The sequence below is a fragment of the Pseudoalteromonas sp. SR43-2 genome, from assembly GCF_014163885.1.
GTDB classification, from domain to species: Bacteria; Pseudomonadota; Gammaproteobacteria; order Enterobacterales; family Alteromonadaceae; genus Pseudoalteromonas; species Pseudoalteromonas distincta.
In genome coordinates, this window is sequence record NZ_JACJED010000017.1 from 45,032 (window position 1) to 60,808 (window position 15,777).

At 36.4% G+C, this 15,777-nt stretch carries 14 protein-coding genes; 13 read left to right on the forward strand and 1 reads right to left on the reverse strand.

Translation table 11 applies throughout. The features are described from left to right. Positions 1-141: 141 nt before the first annotated feature. The 9 genes from H5120_RS14430 to H5120_RS14470 all read left to right on the forward strand — a co-directional run bounded on the left by H5120_RS14430 (position 142) and on the right by H5120_RS14470 (position 8,527). The gene (locus tag H5120_RS14430) at positions 142-1,053 is read left to right on the forward strand and encodes a sugar kinase (protein ID WP_182675190.1); all 912 of its coding nucleotides are present in this window, start codon (positions 142-144) and stop codon (positions 1,051-1,053) included. After that, on the forward strand, positions 1,050-2,036 hold the full coding sequence (locus H5120_RS14435; protein ID WP_182675192.1) for a TRAP transporter substrate-binding protein: 987 nt from the start codon (positions 1,050-1,052) through the stop codon (positions 2,034-2,036). Before H5120_RS14430 ends, H5120_RS14435 begins: the two co-directional genes overlap by 4 nt. Further along, positions 2,033-2,536 carry a TRAP transporter small permease gene (locus tag H5120_RS14440; RefSeq protein ID WP_182675194.1) on the forward strand — a complete coding sequence of 168 codons (504 nt, stop codon included), beginning with the start codon at positions 2,033-2,035 and terminating at the stop codon, positions 2,534-2,536. Before H5120_RS14435 ends, H5120_RS14440 begins: the two co-directional genes overlap by 4 nt. Continuing rightward, positions 2,533-3,825: a TRAP transporter large permease gene (locus H5120_RS14445; RefSeq protein ID WP_182675196.1), complete on the forward strand. Its 1,293-nt coding sequence runs from the start codon at positions 2,533-2,535 to the stop codon at positions 3,823-3,825. Before H5120_RS14440 ends, H5120_RS14445 begins: the two co-directional genes overlap by 4 nt. A 23-nt stretch (positions 3,826-3,848) precedes the next feature. Next, on the forward strand, positions 3,849-4,622 hold the full coding sequence (locus H5120_RS14450; protein ID WP_182675199.1) for a glucose 1-dehydrogenase: 774 nt from the start codon (positions 3,849-3,851) through the stop codon (positions 4,620-4,622). A gap of 57 nt (positions 4,623-4,679) precedes the next feature. Next, entirely contained in the window at positions 4,680-5,510 is an 831-nt protein-coding gene (gene kduI, locus H5120_RS14455; RefSeq protein WP_182675201.1) for a 5-dehydro-4-deoxy-D-glucuronate isomerase, read from the forward strand. 210 nt (positions 5,511-5,720) lie between these two features. Beyond that, a complete protein-coding gene (locus H5120_RS14460; protein ID WP_182675202.1) occupies positions 5,721-6,875 on the forward strand; it encodes an NAD(P) transhydrogenase subunit alpha in 1,155 nt (384 codons plus the stop codon). Then, positions 6,872-7,147, forward strand: a complete 276-nt coding sequence (locus tag H5120_RS14465; protein WP_182675204.1) for an NAD(P) transhydrogenase subunit alpha — start codon at positions 6,872-6,874, stop codon at positions 7,145-7,147. Before H5120_RS14460 ends, H5120_RS14465 begins: the two co-directional genes overlap by 4 nt. A 9-nt stretch (positions 7,148-7,156) precedes the next feature. Further along, a complete protein-coding gene (locus H5120_RS14470) occupies positions 7,157-8,527 on the forward strand; it encodes an NAD(P)(+) transhydrogenase (Re/Si-specific) subunit beta (protein ID WP_182675206.1) in 1,371 nt (456 codons plus the stop codon). 211 nt (positions 8,528-8,738) lie between these two features. On the opposite strand, the gene H5120_RS14475 is transcribed toward H5120_RS14470, so the two are convergent. Next, the gene (locus H5120_RS14475; protein WP_182675207.1) at positions 8,739-9,518 is read right to left on the reverse strand and encodes a DeoR/GlpR family DNA-binding transcription regulator; all 780 of its coding nucleotides are present in this window, start codon (positions 9,516-9,518) and stop codon (positions 8,739-8,741) included. Positions 9,519-9,893: 375 nt separating this feature from the next. Between H5120_RS14475 and H5120_RS14480 the strand changes: the two genes are divergently transcribed. The 4 genes from H5120_RS14480 to H5120_RS14495 all read left to right on the forward strand — a co-directional run bounded on the left by H5120_RS14480 (position 9,894) and on the right by H5120_RS14495 (position 15,481). Beyond that, on the forward strand, positions 9,894-11,306 hold the full coding sequence (locus H5120_RS14480) for an FGGY-family carbohydrate kinase (protein WP_182675209.1): 1,413 nt from the start codon (positions 9,894-9,896) through the stop codon (positions 11,304-11,306). 688 nt (positions 11,307-11,994) lie between these two features. Further along, positions 11,995-12,999, forward strand: coding sequence for a site-specific integrase (locus H5120_RS14485; RefSeq protein WP_182675211.1), 1,005 nt, complete (start codon positions 11,995-11,997; stop codon positions 12,997-12,999). A gap of 78 nt (positions 13,000-13,077) precedes the next feature. Continuing rightward, the gene (locus tag H5120_RS14490) at positions 13,078-14,433 is read left to right on the forward strand and encodes an ATP-binding protein (protein ID WP_182675213.1); all 1,356 of its coding nucleotides are present in this window, start codon (positions 13,078-13,080) and stop codon (positions 14,431-14,433) included. Positions 14,434-14,602: 169 nt separating this feature from the next. Further along, positions 14,603-15,481: a DNA replication terminus site-binding protein gene (locus H5120_RS14495; RefSeq protein ID WP_182675215.1), complete on the forward strand. Its 879-nt coding sequence runs from the start codon at positions 14,603-14,605 to the stop codon at positions 15,479-15,481. Positions 15,482-15,777 lie beyond the last annotated feature (296 nt).

Here is a 15,777-nt window from a genome sequence, read left to right on the forward strand (position 1 = left end):
TCATTATCGCTCAATATAATCATTTACAATCACATAACCTGCAGTTAGAATCATTCAGCTAAATACTTCTTGAACAATAAGAATACTAAAGCAGTGAATTATCGATAGTGGCTTATGTAGATTTAATCTAAGGATGTAATTGTGAAAGTAGCTGTACTAGGTGAATGCATGATTGAATTGAGTCAACAAAGTGATGACCAATTTAAAATGGGCTTCGGCGGAGATACTTTAAACACTGCTATTTATTTATGTCGATGCAATGGCGAAGCCGATTACTTTTCAGTATTAGGTGATGATCCCTACAGCCAAAATATGCTGGACGCTTGGCGCAGTGAAGGTGTGGGTATTAACCATGTAAGAATTAAAAACAGTAAATTGCCTGGCCTATATATTATTAATAATGATGAAAATGGCGAGCGTTACTTTAACTATTGGAGACAAAACTCTCCTGTCCGCACAATGCTTTCTGATTATCCTGTCATATTAGATGAAATCAAATCTTATGAAATGATATTCCTAAGCGGAATAACTCTTTCCCTTTACCCTCAAGATGATTTAGTTGCGCTATTTAATTGCCTATCGCAATACCGTAAAGAAGGCGGAATAGTAATATTTGATAATAATTACCGGATAAATAATTGGATGAGTACTCATGATGCAATAGAAGTTTTTACGAAGATGATGTCGTTAACTGATATTGCATTACTGAGCTTTGATGATGAAAAAGCTTTATATGGAACCCACTCAATAGAAGATTGTATTACTCGTTGGGTGGATTCAGGCACTTCTGAAGTTGTTGTGAAGAATGGTCACCGCGGTTGTCATTTTTATAAAGATAAAGCATGTACATTTTATCCATTAGAAACAGTACTAACTCCGGTTGATACAACAGCCGCAGGTGATTCATTCAATGGAGCATATATAGCTGCTAAGTTACAAGGTCGAAACGACGAAGCTTGTATTAAGGCTGGGCAGCAATGTGCTAGTACGGTCATCATGTATAAAGGTGCCATCATAAATCGCGATATATGTTTATTAGGTGGTGATTTATGAAATTTTTTAGATTTGCTTCTACTATTTTTGTTCTTTTTCTTTTATCTGCGTGCGGTAGTAAGGATGATAGTCAAACTTCAATTCGCTTAGCCCATCATTTAGATACTAAACATCCAGTCCATAAGTCACTTGTTTATATGAATGAAGTGCTGCAAGAGTTATCAGGGGGCACTATGCGCCTGATTATCTATCCGTCAGCTCAAGTGGGTACTGAGCGTGAGGTTCTTGAGCTCCTCCAAATTGGTAGTATGGGAATGACGAAAGTTTCTGCGAGCTCGCTTGAAGCTTTTGTACCACAAATGAAAGTTTTTAGCCTCCCCTATTTATTTAACGACCATGAACATTATTGGAAAACTTTAGATAGTGAACTTGGCCAAGACTTACTTGATGCCGGTACTCCCTTTTTGATTAAGGGCTTAGGGTACTTTGATGCAGGTAGTCGTAGTTTTTACTCTACAAAGCGTAAAATAGAGAAGCCTGAAGATCTTCAGGGGCTAAAAATAAGAGTTATGAATAGTAAAACAGCTGTAAGTATGGTTAACACTATGGGCGGTGCGGCAACGACTGTTAGTTGGGGGGAGTTATATACAGCACTTCAACAAGGAATCGTCGGTGGTGCAGAAAATAATCCGCCTAGCTTTTATTTCTCGAAGCACTATGAGGTTAGTAAATACTACTTATTAGACGAGCATACTTCAATTCCTGACGTAATTGTTATCGGTACTAAAGTGTGGAATAAGCTTAAGCCTCAAGAGCAACAATGGTTAAATCAGGCAATGATAGAAGCGACTCAGTATCAAAAATCACTTTGGGCAGATTCGACATTAATGTCACTACAAAAAGTAAAAGAGGCTGGTGTTGAAATAATTATTGCAGATAAAAAGCCTTTTCAGGAAAGCGTGCGCCCAATCTATGATTCACTACAAGGAACTTTACTTGAGCCGTTGGTAGAAAGCATTAAAGAAATCGGAGAGCAAAAATGAAAATTTATGAACAATTTCTGTTAACGATTGACTGCTATTTACGCGTTTTACTCACTATCATGATGGTGCTACTTGTTATTGATGTGACGTGGCAAGTACTCACTAGGTTTATCTTACCTCAACCGAGTTCATTTACTGAAGAAGTTGCTCGATTTTTACTTATTTGGATTAGTTTACTTGGTGGAGCTTATGCCTATCGAGAGCATAGTCACTTAGGTTTCGATTTGATTGTAAGAAATTTATCTGCAGCGAAAGCCAAAATTATTTTTAAGCTATGTTGTTTATTAGTCGCTATATTTGCAATCTCTGTATTGATTATCGGTGGGTTTAACTTAGTCCACTTAACTTGGACACTCGGTCAGCACTCTGCTGTTCTAAATGTGCCGATGGCTGGTGTCTATATGGTATTACCCTTCAGCGGATTACTATTTTTATTGTATAGCACTTACTTCTTCTTTAATGCCCAAAATTACTCAATTGAGCAGGAGAAGAATTTATGACAAGCATGATTTTGTTTGGTGTATTCGTATTATTATTGTTAGTTAATTTGCCAATAGCATTAGCTATTATATTTGCAACATTAGTTACTATGTTAGCGACAATAGATGCATTACCTGCTCTTACAACAATAGCTCAAAGATTAACAGCTGGTATTGATAGTTTTGCATTACTGGCTATTCCTTACTTTATTTTATCTGGGTACATCATGGGCCAAGGTGGCATTGCATTAAGGTTGATTGAATTTGCAAAAGTATTAGTGGGACGCCTTCCCGGTGGCTTAGCATTCGTAAATGTAATTTCATGTGCACTTTTTGGCTCTATTTCTGGATCTGCAGTGGCCGCGACTTCAGCTATTGGTGGGTTCATGATTCCTGCAATGCAAAAAGAAGGATATGACAAGCCTTTTAGTACTGCTGTAACTGTAACTGCTGCTACAACAGGTATGTTAATACCTCCAAGTAATATATTAATAATCTATTCGCTGGCCAGTGGTGGTGTATCAATAGCTGCATTGTTTATCGCAGGTTACTTACCTGGTTTATTAGTTACGCTTTTGTTGATTGGGGGAGCGGCTCTGTATGTTAAACGTAAAAATATTCAACCTTTATCAAATGAGTCTATAGGGCCTTTCTGGCCATCTCTTTTTGGTGCTGTTCCAAGTCTATTTTTAATTTTTTTGATAATTGGTGGCATTATTGGTGGATTTTTTACACCTACCGAAGCCGGTGCTATTGCCGTTTTATACTCACTAATTGTGTCTTTAGTTTTTTATAAAGAGCTTAGCTATAAAGACCTTTATCCTATTTTATTAAAATCTGTTAATACAACTGCAATTGTAATGCTATTGATTGGTGCCTCTTCGGCAATGTCGTGGTTAATGTCTTATGAGTTAATTCCACAAACAATTAGCCAAACTTTGTTGGCATTATCTGATAACCCATTAATGATTCTTTTAATTATTAATATTACTCTATTACTAATTGGAACGTTTATGGATATGACACCTGCGGTCCTTATTTTTACGCCTATCTTTTTACCCGTCGCTGAGTCGTTAGGTATTTCACCTCTACACTTTGGCATTATGATGATCTTAAATTTATCAATTGGATTATGTACACCACCGGTGGGAAGCGTGTTATTCGTTGGATGTAGTATTGGTAAAGTGTCTATTAGTGACATAGTTAAACCAATACTGCCGTTGTATGTAGCAATGGTGGTTGCGCTTATTTTAGTGACAATCTTCCCGTCGATTAGTGAATTTTTACCTCAACTTTTAGATTTAATTTAAGCTATTTATATAGGAATTTAATAATGAACACATATTTAAAGCAACAGTTCGGCTTAGAGAATAAAGTTGCAGTTATTACTGGCGCAAGCCGTGGGTTAGGCCAAGCAATGGCAATTGCATTAGGTGAAGCTGGTGCAACGGTTGTAGCAATTGGCTCAAAGGTTGAAAATGTTGCAAGTACAATCTCTCTATTAAAAGAAAAAGGTGTTACCTGTTTGGCTCTTGGTTGCGATCAAGGGGAGGGTGAGCAAATTAACAAGGCCATTGCCGATACAATCAGTGAGTTTGGCCGAATCGACATTCTGGTTAACAATGCAGGTACTATAAAACGTTCACCTGCACATGAGTTTTCAGATGACGACTGGAATGAGGTTATTAATACCAATTTAAATGGTGTGTTTAAATTTTGCCGTGAAGCGGGTAAGCATATGCTTAAGCAAGGCTCTGGTAAAATCATTAATATCGCTTCGTTGTTAAGTTTTTCTGGTGGTATCACTGTGCCAGCCTATGCCGCAAGCAAAGGTGGCGTTGCGCAGTTAACAAAAGCATTAGCGAATGAATGGGCTGCCAATAATATTCAAGTAAACGCGATAGCACCTGGTTATTTCGAAACTGATAACACATATAACCTTCGTCAAGACAAAGAGCGTCATCAAAGTATAACAGCTCGCATTCCAAGTGGTGTATGGGGTAAGCCAGAAGATTTAGCTGGTGCTACTGTTTTCTTATCAAGTAGTGCAGCGAATTATGTAAACGGTCATGTAATGTTAGTTGATGGCGGTTGGATGGCGCGTTAAGTCATTAACAAATTTAAATTTTAAAATGTATAAATTACTTATACAAAAGGGGTCTTTATGAACTTTATGTTCTCAGCTGATATTAGAAGTTATAAAACAATGTGTAATGATGAATTGCGTGATGCTTTTGTGACCGCACCATTGTTCGAAGCAGGTAAAATCAATTTAACTTACACTGATGTTGATCGCGCAGTGATTGGTGGTATTACACCTGTTGCTGACTCAATTATTCTGCCTACTCATAAAGAGTTAGCAGCTGACTACTTTTGTCAACGTCGTGAAGTGGGGATTATAAATATTGGCGGTGAGGGTGCAATTGTTGTTGATGGTACATTATATCAAATGAATAATCGCGACAGTTTGTATATTGCTAAAGAAAGCAAAACTGTAGAGTTTTCATCTAATGATGCGAATAGCCCTGCTAAATTTTATTTAGCTTCTTATCCTGCACATCGTGTAACAAAAACCGTTCACGTACCAAAAAGTAAGGCGAAGTTTATTGAGCTAGGCTCGCAAGAGACCTCAAACGAGCGCACTATATTTCAATCTATCCGCCCGGGTATTGTTGACAGCTGTCAATTAGTAATGGGTATTACTGAACTCAAAAAGGGGAGTGTTTGGAATACTAAGCCACCACATACCCACTTTAGACGAACAGAGGTTTACATGTATTTTGACTTACCAAAAGATGAAAAAGTATTTCATCTTATGGGAGAACCGTCTGAAGTACGTACACTACCAATAGAAAGTGAAGTGGCTATAGCATCGCCTAACTGGTCTATTCATAGTGGCGTTGGAACATCAAATTATACATTCATTTGGGCAATGGGTGGAGAGAATCAAGAGTTTGATGACATGGATCATATTGAGGTAAATGCATTACGTTAACTAACTATGCATTTTAATTAAGCGATCGTCTTACCTCTGTGTTGGCGTTCGCCAACCCGATAATACCCAAACAGTTTTTATAAAGTAACCACTTTCGCTTTAGCTGTTTGGGCTTATTCAAATTTATCCACTTAGTGGATATTAAAATCGTGTCCACCAATATTTTTTGGAGGATTAACTGCACCTTAAATTTAGGAATGAGGAAAATTTATGGCCAAAATAGTTTGTTTAAAAGAAAAGGGTAACCGCGAGCGGCGGTGTGGCTTATTACCCGTAAATGTTAAATCTTATATATTGCTAGGCGCTGATGTAATTGTTGAATCAGGTTTAGGTGAAAGCATTTTTATAACTGATGAAGAATACACTAACGCTGGTGCAACTGTATTGAGCAATCGAGCTGAAATATTAGCTCAAGCTGATGTTATTTTATCTGTAGATAAACTCCCTGTAGAGGATGTCGCGCATGCAAAGGGGAAAACAGTTATTAGTTTTTTAGACCCTTTTAATAGCCATGATTACGTAGACTTGCTGTGTCAGCATCAAGTAACTAGTTTAAGTGTGGAAATGATACCTCGTAGTACACGCTGTCAAAAAATGGATGCATTAAGTTCGCAGGCAAGCCTGGCGGGCTATGTCATGGTAACCAAAGCAATAGCAGAGCTTTCCAGTATCCTACCCATGATGATGACCGCTGCAGGGACTATCAAACCAGCAAAAGTATTTATTATTGGTGCTGGGGTCGCGGGGTTACAAGCTATTGCTACGGCTAAACGATTAGGGGCTGCTGTGACGGCATTTGATACAAGATCGGTTGTAGCAGAACAAGTACGTTCGTTAGGTGCTAAATTTTTAGATATCGATCTAGGTGAAACAGGCCAAACAGCACAGGGATATGCGCAAGCTCTTAATGAAAGCCAAATTGCTAAGCAGCAAGCAGCTCAGGCCCAATGTATTGCCCAGTCAGACATTGTGATCACAACAGCGCAATTGTTTGGCCGAAAACCACCAGTATTAATCAATCATGACACGATAAAACTAATGAAAGCGGGCTCGGTGATTGTTGATATGGCAGCTGAAAGTGGTGGTAATGTTGCAGGTTCGGTATCGGGTGAAACCACGATCATTGAAGGTGTTAAAGTGATAGGTACCGGTAATTGGCCAAGTGAAGTTGCGCTAAATGCATCACAAATGTATGCCAATAATCTGCTTAATCTTGTTAGTGAATTTTGGGGAAAAGACACTAAGTGTTTTTCTATAGATCTCGATGACGATATTCAAAAAAGTGCTGTAATTACCCATCAAGGCAATATTACAAATAAAACGATTAGCGATTTAAGAACGCAAGCGATGGAGCAAGCATCATGACAGGTATATATCTTTTATTTATTCTAATGCTGGCTATATTTGTAGGCTTTGAGCTTATACGTAAAGTTCCTGCGACTCTACATACACCACTTATGTCAGGTGCCAATGCAATCTCAGGTATCACGGTTATCGGTGCATTGAGTTTAGCCGGTGGTGAATCTGATCAATTAGCAACATGGCTCGGTGCTGCAGCGGTTATGTTAGCAACTGTAAATGTGGTTGGAGGTTACCTAGTAACTGACCGCATGCTTGCAATGTTTAAAAAGCGCTAGGAGAAAGAGATGTCGGATTATTCAATATTCATAAATGCTGTGTATGTGTTGTGCGCATTACTCTTTATTTTTGGTTTAAAGCTTTTAAGCCATCCCTCTACTGCACGTAAAGGAAACCTGCTATCAAGTCTTGCGATGTTAATTGCTGTTGTGGTTACGTTATTAGATAAACAAATTATCTCTTTTGAATTTATTGTCACAGCAATAATTCTTGGGTCTGCAATAGGTATATTTGCAGCCAAAAAAATTGAAATGACTTCAATGCCTGAACTTGTTTCGCTATTTAATGGTGTAGGTGGCTTAGCGAGTTTAGCTGTTGCATATGCAGCAATAGTTAGCGATGCTTCATCTAGAGTGTTTGTATTAGTAGTAAGCTTTTTAGCGCTGTTAATTGGTGCTGTTACTTTTTCGGGCAGTATAGTTGCGTGGGCTAAACTAAGCGAGCGCATTGTGGGTCGCCCTGTTGTATTTAAAGGTCAGGCCATCGCGAATGTATTGCTAATTTTTGCAATAGCTACATCAGGATATTTATTAGTGACACAACCAGAGGTTACTACATGGCATTATATTGCAATTGGTTTGGCCTTGTTAATGGGGGTGATGTTGGTATTACCTATCGGTGGTGCCGATATGCCGGTAGTAATTTCATTACTAAATAGTTACTCTGGCTTAGCAGCATGTGCAGCGGGGTTCGCTCTAGAAAATAATTTGCTTATTGTTGCTGGCGCGCTAGTTGGCGCAAGTGGCATAATTTTAACAAACATTATGTGTAAAGCGATGAACCGCTCTTTAGTCAATGTGTTAACGTCAGGCTTTCAAAAAGTTCACACAAGTGAAATGAAGATAGAGGGCGAAATAAAACCATTAAGCCCAGATGATGCATTTTATGTATTGGAAGCAGCGCAGTCGGTACTGGTCATTCCTGGATATGGTATGGCAGTAGCACAGGCGCAACATACGATGAAAGAATTGCAAACTCTGCTAGAGAACAATGGTGCAGAAGTAGCATATGCGATTCACCCGGTAGCAGGCAGAATGCCTGGTCATATGAACGTGTTACTTGCCGAAGCGGATGTCTCTTACGAGCAATTGTTCGAAATGGATGAAATTAACCCTCGTATTGAAGGTTTTGATGTTGCAATAGTTATTGGCGCAAATGATGTAGTTAACCCAGCAGCACGAGAGATGGTAGGTAGTCCAATTTATGGTATGCCTGTGATCAATGCCGATTTAGCTAAAAATGTATTTGTGCTCAAACGAGGCATGGCAACTGGTTTCGCAGGAGTGGATAATCCATTGTTTTTCAAACCGAACTGTAGAATGATTTTTGGAGATGCAAAAGAAACACTCAATAGTTTAGTACGCCAATTTGCTGATTGAGTAATAAAAAATCAAGAGTGCCCTCATAATGAAGGCACTTCTTATATCATAAACTTAAATTCTTAAGCTATTACTCGGCTTCCACAATGTGGAATTCCTATATAGAAATGTACTAATGAAATTTTGAAATAGTCAAGATGTCAGGCTTTAGAGTTTATTAATTATTTAAATACGTGAATTAAATAAGTGGTAAACAAAGTTACCCTCCGGTTTAGTCATCTAGTGACTCAACAATAATGACTTCGATATTCTTACTTTTCAAGTACTTAATCATTTCTTTATCCGCTTTTGAATCAGTTATGAGCACATCAACTTCTTCTAAAGGGCAGAAAACAAAATTACTTCGCTTGCCTAGCTTTGTGCTATCGGCGAGTATAATTAATTTATCCGTTTGTTTTTTTAGTTTTTGTTCTGAGAGTATTAGTAATGGATCTGACTCCATTACACCGAATGTACCTACCCCTGGCGTGCCCATAAACATCATCGAACTTCGATAATGTTCAGTATTATCTTTTTCGTAAGAGCTTAGTATAATCCCTTGCTCACGATAAATCTCTCCTCCAGGCAGTGATACTAAATTGTCACTGCTTTCGGAAAGGTAGTGAGCCAAAACAAAAGAATTTGTTAGGATGTTCAATTTCTTGTCGGTTAAGTACTCTCCCATCATATATGTAGAGCTGCCACCGTTAATAATAATAGAATCATTATCTTCACATAACTCTACAGCTTTCTTTGCTATTAATTTTTTTGTATCTGTTCGCTTAGTCTTATCAATCTCAAATGTTGAACTTTGAATGTTCTTTTTCTTATTAGAATTTGATTGAGCCCCTCCCCTAATCTTAACAATCTCTCCTCGTTCAGACATTTTCGTTAAGTCTCGGCGAATAGTTGCTTCAGATGAAGATAATTTATCAGTTAAAATTTTTACACTAACAAAACTTTCGCGATCTACAATTTCTTTAATCAGCTGCTGTCTATGTTTTTCTAACATTTATAACTATTCCATTTACCAAAAAGGGCTATATGTATTTCATAATACATATACAGTATTAAAAGTTTATCACTATATAAGTTAAAAAGGAAAAAAATAGGTTTTACGGATAGTTATATGCTTAAACTTCCAATGTAGTAAATGAATTACATTATTTAGCGCAACGGCTATTTTTAAAATACATTCTTTCAAAAAATCAATTTGCTCAAATTCAATCTTAACTAATCATTTGCAATCACTTTCTTTATGTGTAAACTAAGATACATATAATACCTTGTCTTAGTTATGCTAACGCGTTTTGGACTAAAATTAGTTGATAAAAGCATTGGTAAAGATGGGTTGTGTTTCTATTTACATTAATAATAAGTAATAAAAATGACTGAAATGACGATGTATTCTTTGGTAATAGATATAGGTAAAACACATGTAAAACTGCATGTGTTAGATAATAAATATAATTCTGTATTTTCCAAACAAATGAAAAATACAGTAGTAAAGGAAGGACATTTCCCTAGTATTAATACAAGCGAGATTTGGGGTTGGCTGATTGCAGGTATTAAAGAGATCACACCAATATACAGGATCAATGCGATTAATATAACAACGCATGGAGCTACGGCGGCGTTGATTGATCGTAAAGCGATAGGTACCGATGGACTTGTACTCCCTATTCTAGATTATGAATACCCAGGTGTTTATGAGCAAAGCCCTGAATATGAAAGTATTAGGCCTTCGTTCAATGATACTTTTTCACCGTCATTGCCAGCTGGATTAAATTTAGGTCGTCAATTATATTGGCTTAAAGCAAAATTCCCTAATGACTTTGAAAAGGTCACGGATATACTTATGTATCCTCAATATTGGGTGTGGCGCTTTACCGGACAAAGAGTAAATGAAATAACATCCTTGGGTTGCCATACAGATCTATGGTCAATTAAGACTAATACCTACTCCTCTTTGGTTGATCATTTAGGGTGTGAGAAATTACTACCTGATATCAAACCTGCTTGGTTTAATTGTGGCAAAGTATCATCTTCACTTATAGTTGAGCTTGGACTTGACCCACAATGCCACTTTTTTAACGGTATTCATGATAGTAATGCGAGTTTTTTAAGATATAAACTGACCCAAAATAAAGCACCTTTCACCGTAATATCGACTGGAACTTGGACTATTTTGATGTCATCTCAGGTCCCACTCAGTAACCTTGATGCTGATAAAGATATGCTTGCTAATATTGATGCTATGCAGGAGGCGATTGCTTGTGCTCGCTTCATGGGCGGCAGAGAATTTGAAGCTATTTGTGAGAAAGCAGGCTCCTGGCTTGGCGAGCAATTTAATGTTGACGACATTCAAAATGTTATTGATCAACAAGTGTTTGCATTGCCTGACTTCAGTAATGGAAGTGGCCCATTTGGAGGTGCTATGTGTGGTTTTACTACCAATACAGATAAAGTAAGTGGTATCGCATTAGCAACGATATATAGTGCTTTAATGATAGATTACCAACTGGATATGTTGGGCGCCAAAGGTGACATTTTTATCGAAGGAGCTTTTTTGAAGAATCCTTTATTATGCGCTGTTTTGAATCAGTTAAGAGACAATAATAAGGTGATTTTATCAAAAGACTCTACAGGGACAGTACAAGGTGCTGGTTATTTATCTGATTGGGGCAATGTTCAGTGTGAAATTGAATGTGAACCCTCGTCAACTACTGAGCTTAGTAACCTTTCAGGGTATAAGAAACAGTGGCGAGAATATGCTGAATCTAGATCTACTGTATTGTAGGGATCAGCTTTTAATCTACTGAGGCCCATTTATTATTATTTTTAGGCTTAATTTAGGCGGGTAAATGCTATTAATGGTTTATAATGTGTATCAACATCAAAATGTAAGCAATTATTAAGATAAGTTAGTAAAATTCTGCTTTGTAATTACTGGACTTCTCAGCTTTGCTCTCTACTTTTATAAGTAGAGTTTTTATACAGTTTAATGTTTTTAAGTTAATTTGATAGCAAGGTGTCTACCACTAGTTTAAAAGGTTAGTAAAATATCGAAATAAAAAAATATTAGGTTTAAGCAGTTTGACTGAGGCTTTTTTAAGCGAGCCAACTTCTTTCGTGTAATCCCTATTCTTGGGTAATTCATACCCCATGCAACTCCAATTAACTTAGTAAAAATTTGTAATGGCAAAGATCGCTTTTCTTTTTATATTTTATTTATTCTGTGACTGAGTTATTCAGTTACTTTGAGAGAGACGGTAATTGCTTTTATTTATTAACATAATATACCTCCGTGCCCTACTTTGATTATTTAAAGGCGTTTTTTGAATTAAAATACATTAGGAATTGTGAGTAAAAAAATGCATAACACTCAATTTAACATAATGTATTAAGTGGTGTAAATAGACATTTACACAAGTAATATTTAGGTGTATAAATATGTAGAATAATATGTCTAGGAAGTTGTGCGCATTATGAAAAGTAGGTTAAAAAAAATTATGGACCATGATGTTAAGCAATTACCAGCAACAAAACAGAATTTAATACATACTGTACGTGTTGATAATAAATGTCCGATATTTAACTACATACATTCATTAAATGCTGATACCTCAAAACAAACAGCGATACGTTGCTTACAAGCAATAGCAAAACACAATAACTATTCATCTTTTTACGATATTAATTGGCGTGAAATAACTTCTGTAGATATAAATAGTTTAATTAATACACTAAAAGATAAGAACCTTTCACCAAAATCCATTTCACTTTACGTTTCTATAGCCAAAAGCGTATGCGAACACGCATATTTACTTGGCCAAATATCTCGCCTACAGCTAGATGGGGTTTTAAAAGTTAAAGGTTCTACCGGTTCACGTATAAAAAAGCATAAAGTAATTGATCGAAATGAATTTCAAGCTTTACTTCTACGCATTGAAACTAGCAACCCATTCAATAAAGTAAAACTGATAAGAGATAAAGCTATCTTTCACCTACTGATAGGTACTGGGCTCAGAAGAAATGAACTGGCAAATATTCAACTCTCCTCATTAAATATCGAAATAAGCAAACGACGTACTATTTTTATTAGCTCTCAATACATTAAGGTAATTGGTAAAGGTAACAAAGAAAGGTATATAGCGCTTCATCCTGTGACTAAAGCTGCTTTAGAGGACTGGATAAATATAAGAGGCATACTGAGCGGCCCGATTTTCATAAAAGTATCCAAGAACGGTAGTTTTTCTATAAGAGAAAATAATTTTTTAACAGGAAGTGCAATTTATGAGCTATGCAGAAAGTACAACACAGTTGCCCCTCATTCGTTAAGGCGATCTTACGCGACTTGGCTTGATGATAAAGGAGTCAAAATTAGTCGTATCAGTAAGCTTTTAGGCCATGCGAAAGAAGTTACAACGGCTTTGTATATTGTTAATGATGAAGAGAAAGCTTACGAGGATGTTTTAAATAGCTTGTTTTAATATTGATATATACTTATTATTGCTACCGTAATAAAATTTACTGTAATATTAATTACAGTGTTTTTAAGGGGCTAGTGTATGCAAAAGTTTTATAATAGAGAAGTCCAGCTTAATAAGTTACGAACGATCTCTGATGATATAGGACAATCTAAAGGTCGGTTAAGTGTCGTTGTTGGTCGTAGGCGCGTTGGAAAAACACGTTTACTTAATGAGGCTTTTCAAGGTATTGCGCAGAAACACCTTTATTTATTTGTAAGTCGAAAATCTGAGAGTGCGTTAGTCAGCGAATTTTCAGCTATATTGCAAAATGAATTGAATACAAAGTTCTTCAAGCCCGAGTCTTTGAAAGATATATATGAATACTTACTCGATTACTCCACACATACACCTATTACTGTCGTTATTGATGAATTTCAGGATATTGAACGAGTAAATAATAGCCTATTTTCAGATTTACAAAACCTATGGGACGAATACAAAAATAAATCGATGATGCATTTGGTTTGTTGCGGGTCTATGTACAATTTAATGACAAGAATCTTTAAGGATGAAAAGCAGCCATTACTTAACCGTGATGATTACTTTTTTAAAGTTAACCCTTTGGCGCCGAATTATATAAAAGCAATTATGAAGGATAATGATAAATATACGCCAAACGATATGCTTATTTGGTGGTGTTTATCTGGCGGTATACCTAAATACCTTGAGTGGCTAACTAATGCGGGTAGTTCACCTTTTGACACACTAATTTCAAATGGTTCGCCCTTAATAAAAGAGGGGATGCATCGACTTGTGGAAGATTTTGGCTCTGAGCACCGTGCATATTTTGATATTTTAGGGGCTATAGGCAGTGGCTACAATAGCCGGCCCCGAATAGAGAGTTATTTAGATATGAGTGTCGGCGTACACTTAGATAAGTTAGAAAAAGATTTTGATATCATTACCAAGCTCAGGCCGATTACTGCAAAAGAAAACTCTAGAGACATTCGCTATAAGATTGCAGATGAATTTTTAAGCTTTTGGTTTCGTTTTATATATAGTAACCGAAGTGCGGTTGAAATAGAGAACTACGACTTCATAAGACGCATAGTATATAGGGACTTTGATACGTATTCGGGTACCCAGCTAGAGGAATTATTTAAAGCTATTATTATAGAATCAAAGCAATTTAACAATATTGGTAGTTATTGGAATAGTAAAGGTGAAGATGAAATCGATATTGTTGCTATTAACGACTTAGATAAAGAAATTTTAATTGCTGAAGTTAAGCGCCAATATAAAAAGTATAGTGAGTCTAAACTGATACTGAAGTCTAAGAGTTTACTGCAGAACTTAAATAAAAAGGGCTATAGAGTTTCATATAGAGGGTTTTCACTAGACAATTTAGATGATATTCAGAATGAGTTTAAAAGGGGGCATGATCTTTTCCCCTAACAATTAAAAACTTAACTAATTTAGCAAAGGTAACTAGAACTATCACTATACCATCATACTAAAATCTATTTTAATCTTCTTTCCTAAACGGTTACTATATAAATTATTGACTATACATCGGGGCAGAAGTCTGACATATTGTTAATACTTAGTATGATGGTATAGCTTTATGTCTTTATATATGGAAATAGCTTGTGCGTATAATCAGCTAGTAAAATTTACAGATTTACTAAACCAATCTTTATTAGAAACAGAGGTAATTCATTCGCAGTGCTATAAGTTACCCGCTGTAGCAGGTGATGTGTCAGATTCAAGTGGGTGGGAATTCATTGAGCCAGAGTCTTTTACCGGTTTCACAGCTCTTAGTATGGCTACGGGGGCATTCTCTAGATTCACGCCAAATTACCAATACTCTGCGAAATACCCATTTCGTTTACCAGGAATTATTCAATTAAACCCAGTGCATCGAGAGCGTATTTCAGAGCTAGTCTATCAATGTAATCACCTAAAATTAAAAATTAAAAGTTTAATTAACTCAAGCACACTAAATCATACAAAAAAACGTGAATTAATACAGAGCGTATGCCCAAACGCAATTACTTTACAGATTTATCGCTTAATTAAAACCACAACCTCACCAGTAAGGCGCGTTGGGTTTACGTGGTGTAATAAGAACAGTATGCGTAGAATAAAAAAAAGTGAGTTTTTAGACTACCTACAAAGAAGTAAAAACAATCCTCCGGCAGGGAAAACTAAATCTGAATGGGCTCCCTGGGTAGATAAAGAAGTTGATTTAATTAGAAATAATACTAGCGACTTCGTTAAAGTGAAGCGACCTCTCCCCATTGTACCTAAGCTAAACATTTCATTTACTGATGATACGAAAACTATTATGTTTTATGGCCATCTACCTGCTATTATCTTTACCGCTGAACCTATAAAAATAACTCCACTGAGAAGTTACATCGATAAGAAGAATAAAAAGCAATTTCAAAATTATCTTATTAAACGACTGTATGTTGTTAGTGAATTTATTGATCAATCTTAGCTATTTAATCTAGCATCGTGGTATATTTAAATGCGGGTGAATTACTATATCAGCGCCTCCCAACTCACTTTAAATATATACCTTTTTAAAGTCACCCTCTGATGAGCAATAAGTAAGGTCTCTCGTACTTCTATCAACTAAGCTACTTTAAATTAGTTCTACTTGGGATAGACATAAAACTTTTACAGAGGAAGCAGAAAGCATAACTCTAATCTTAGACGAAATCTTCGTAAAAGTGTCGAGTTAGCTTTTCCGTAATCCTCTGAGTGAGGTTGTATCATTTATTATTTTTAGCG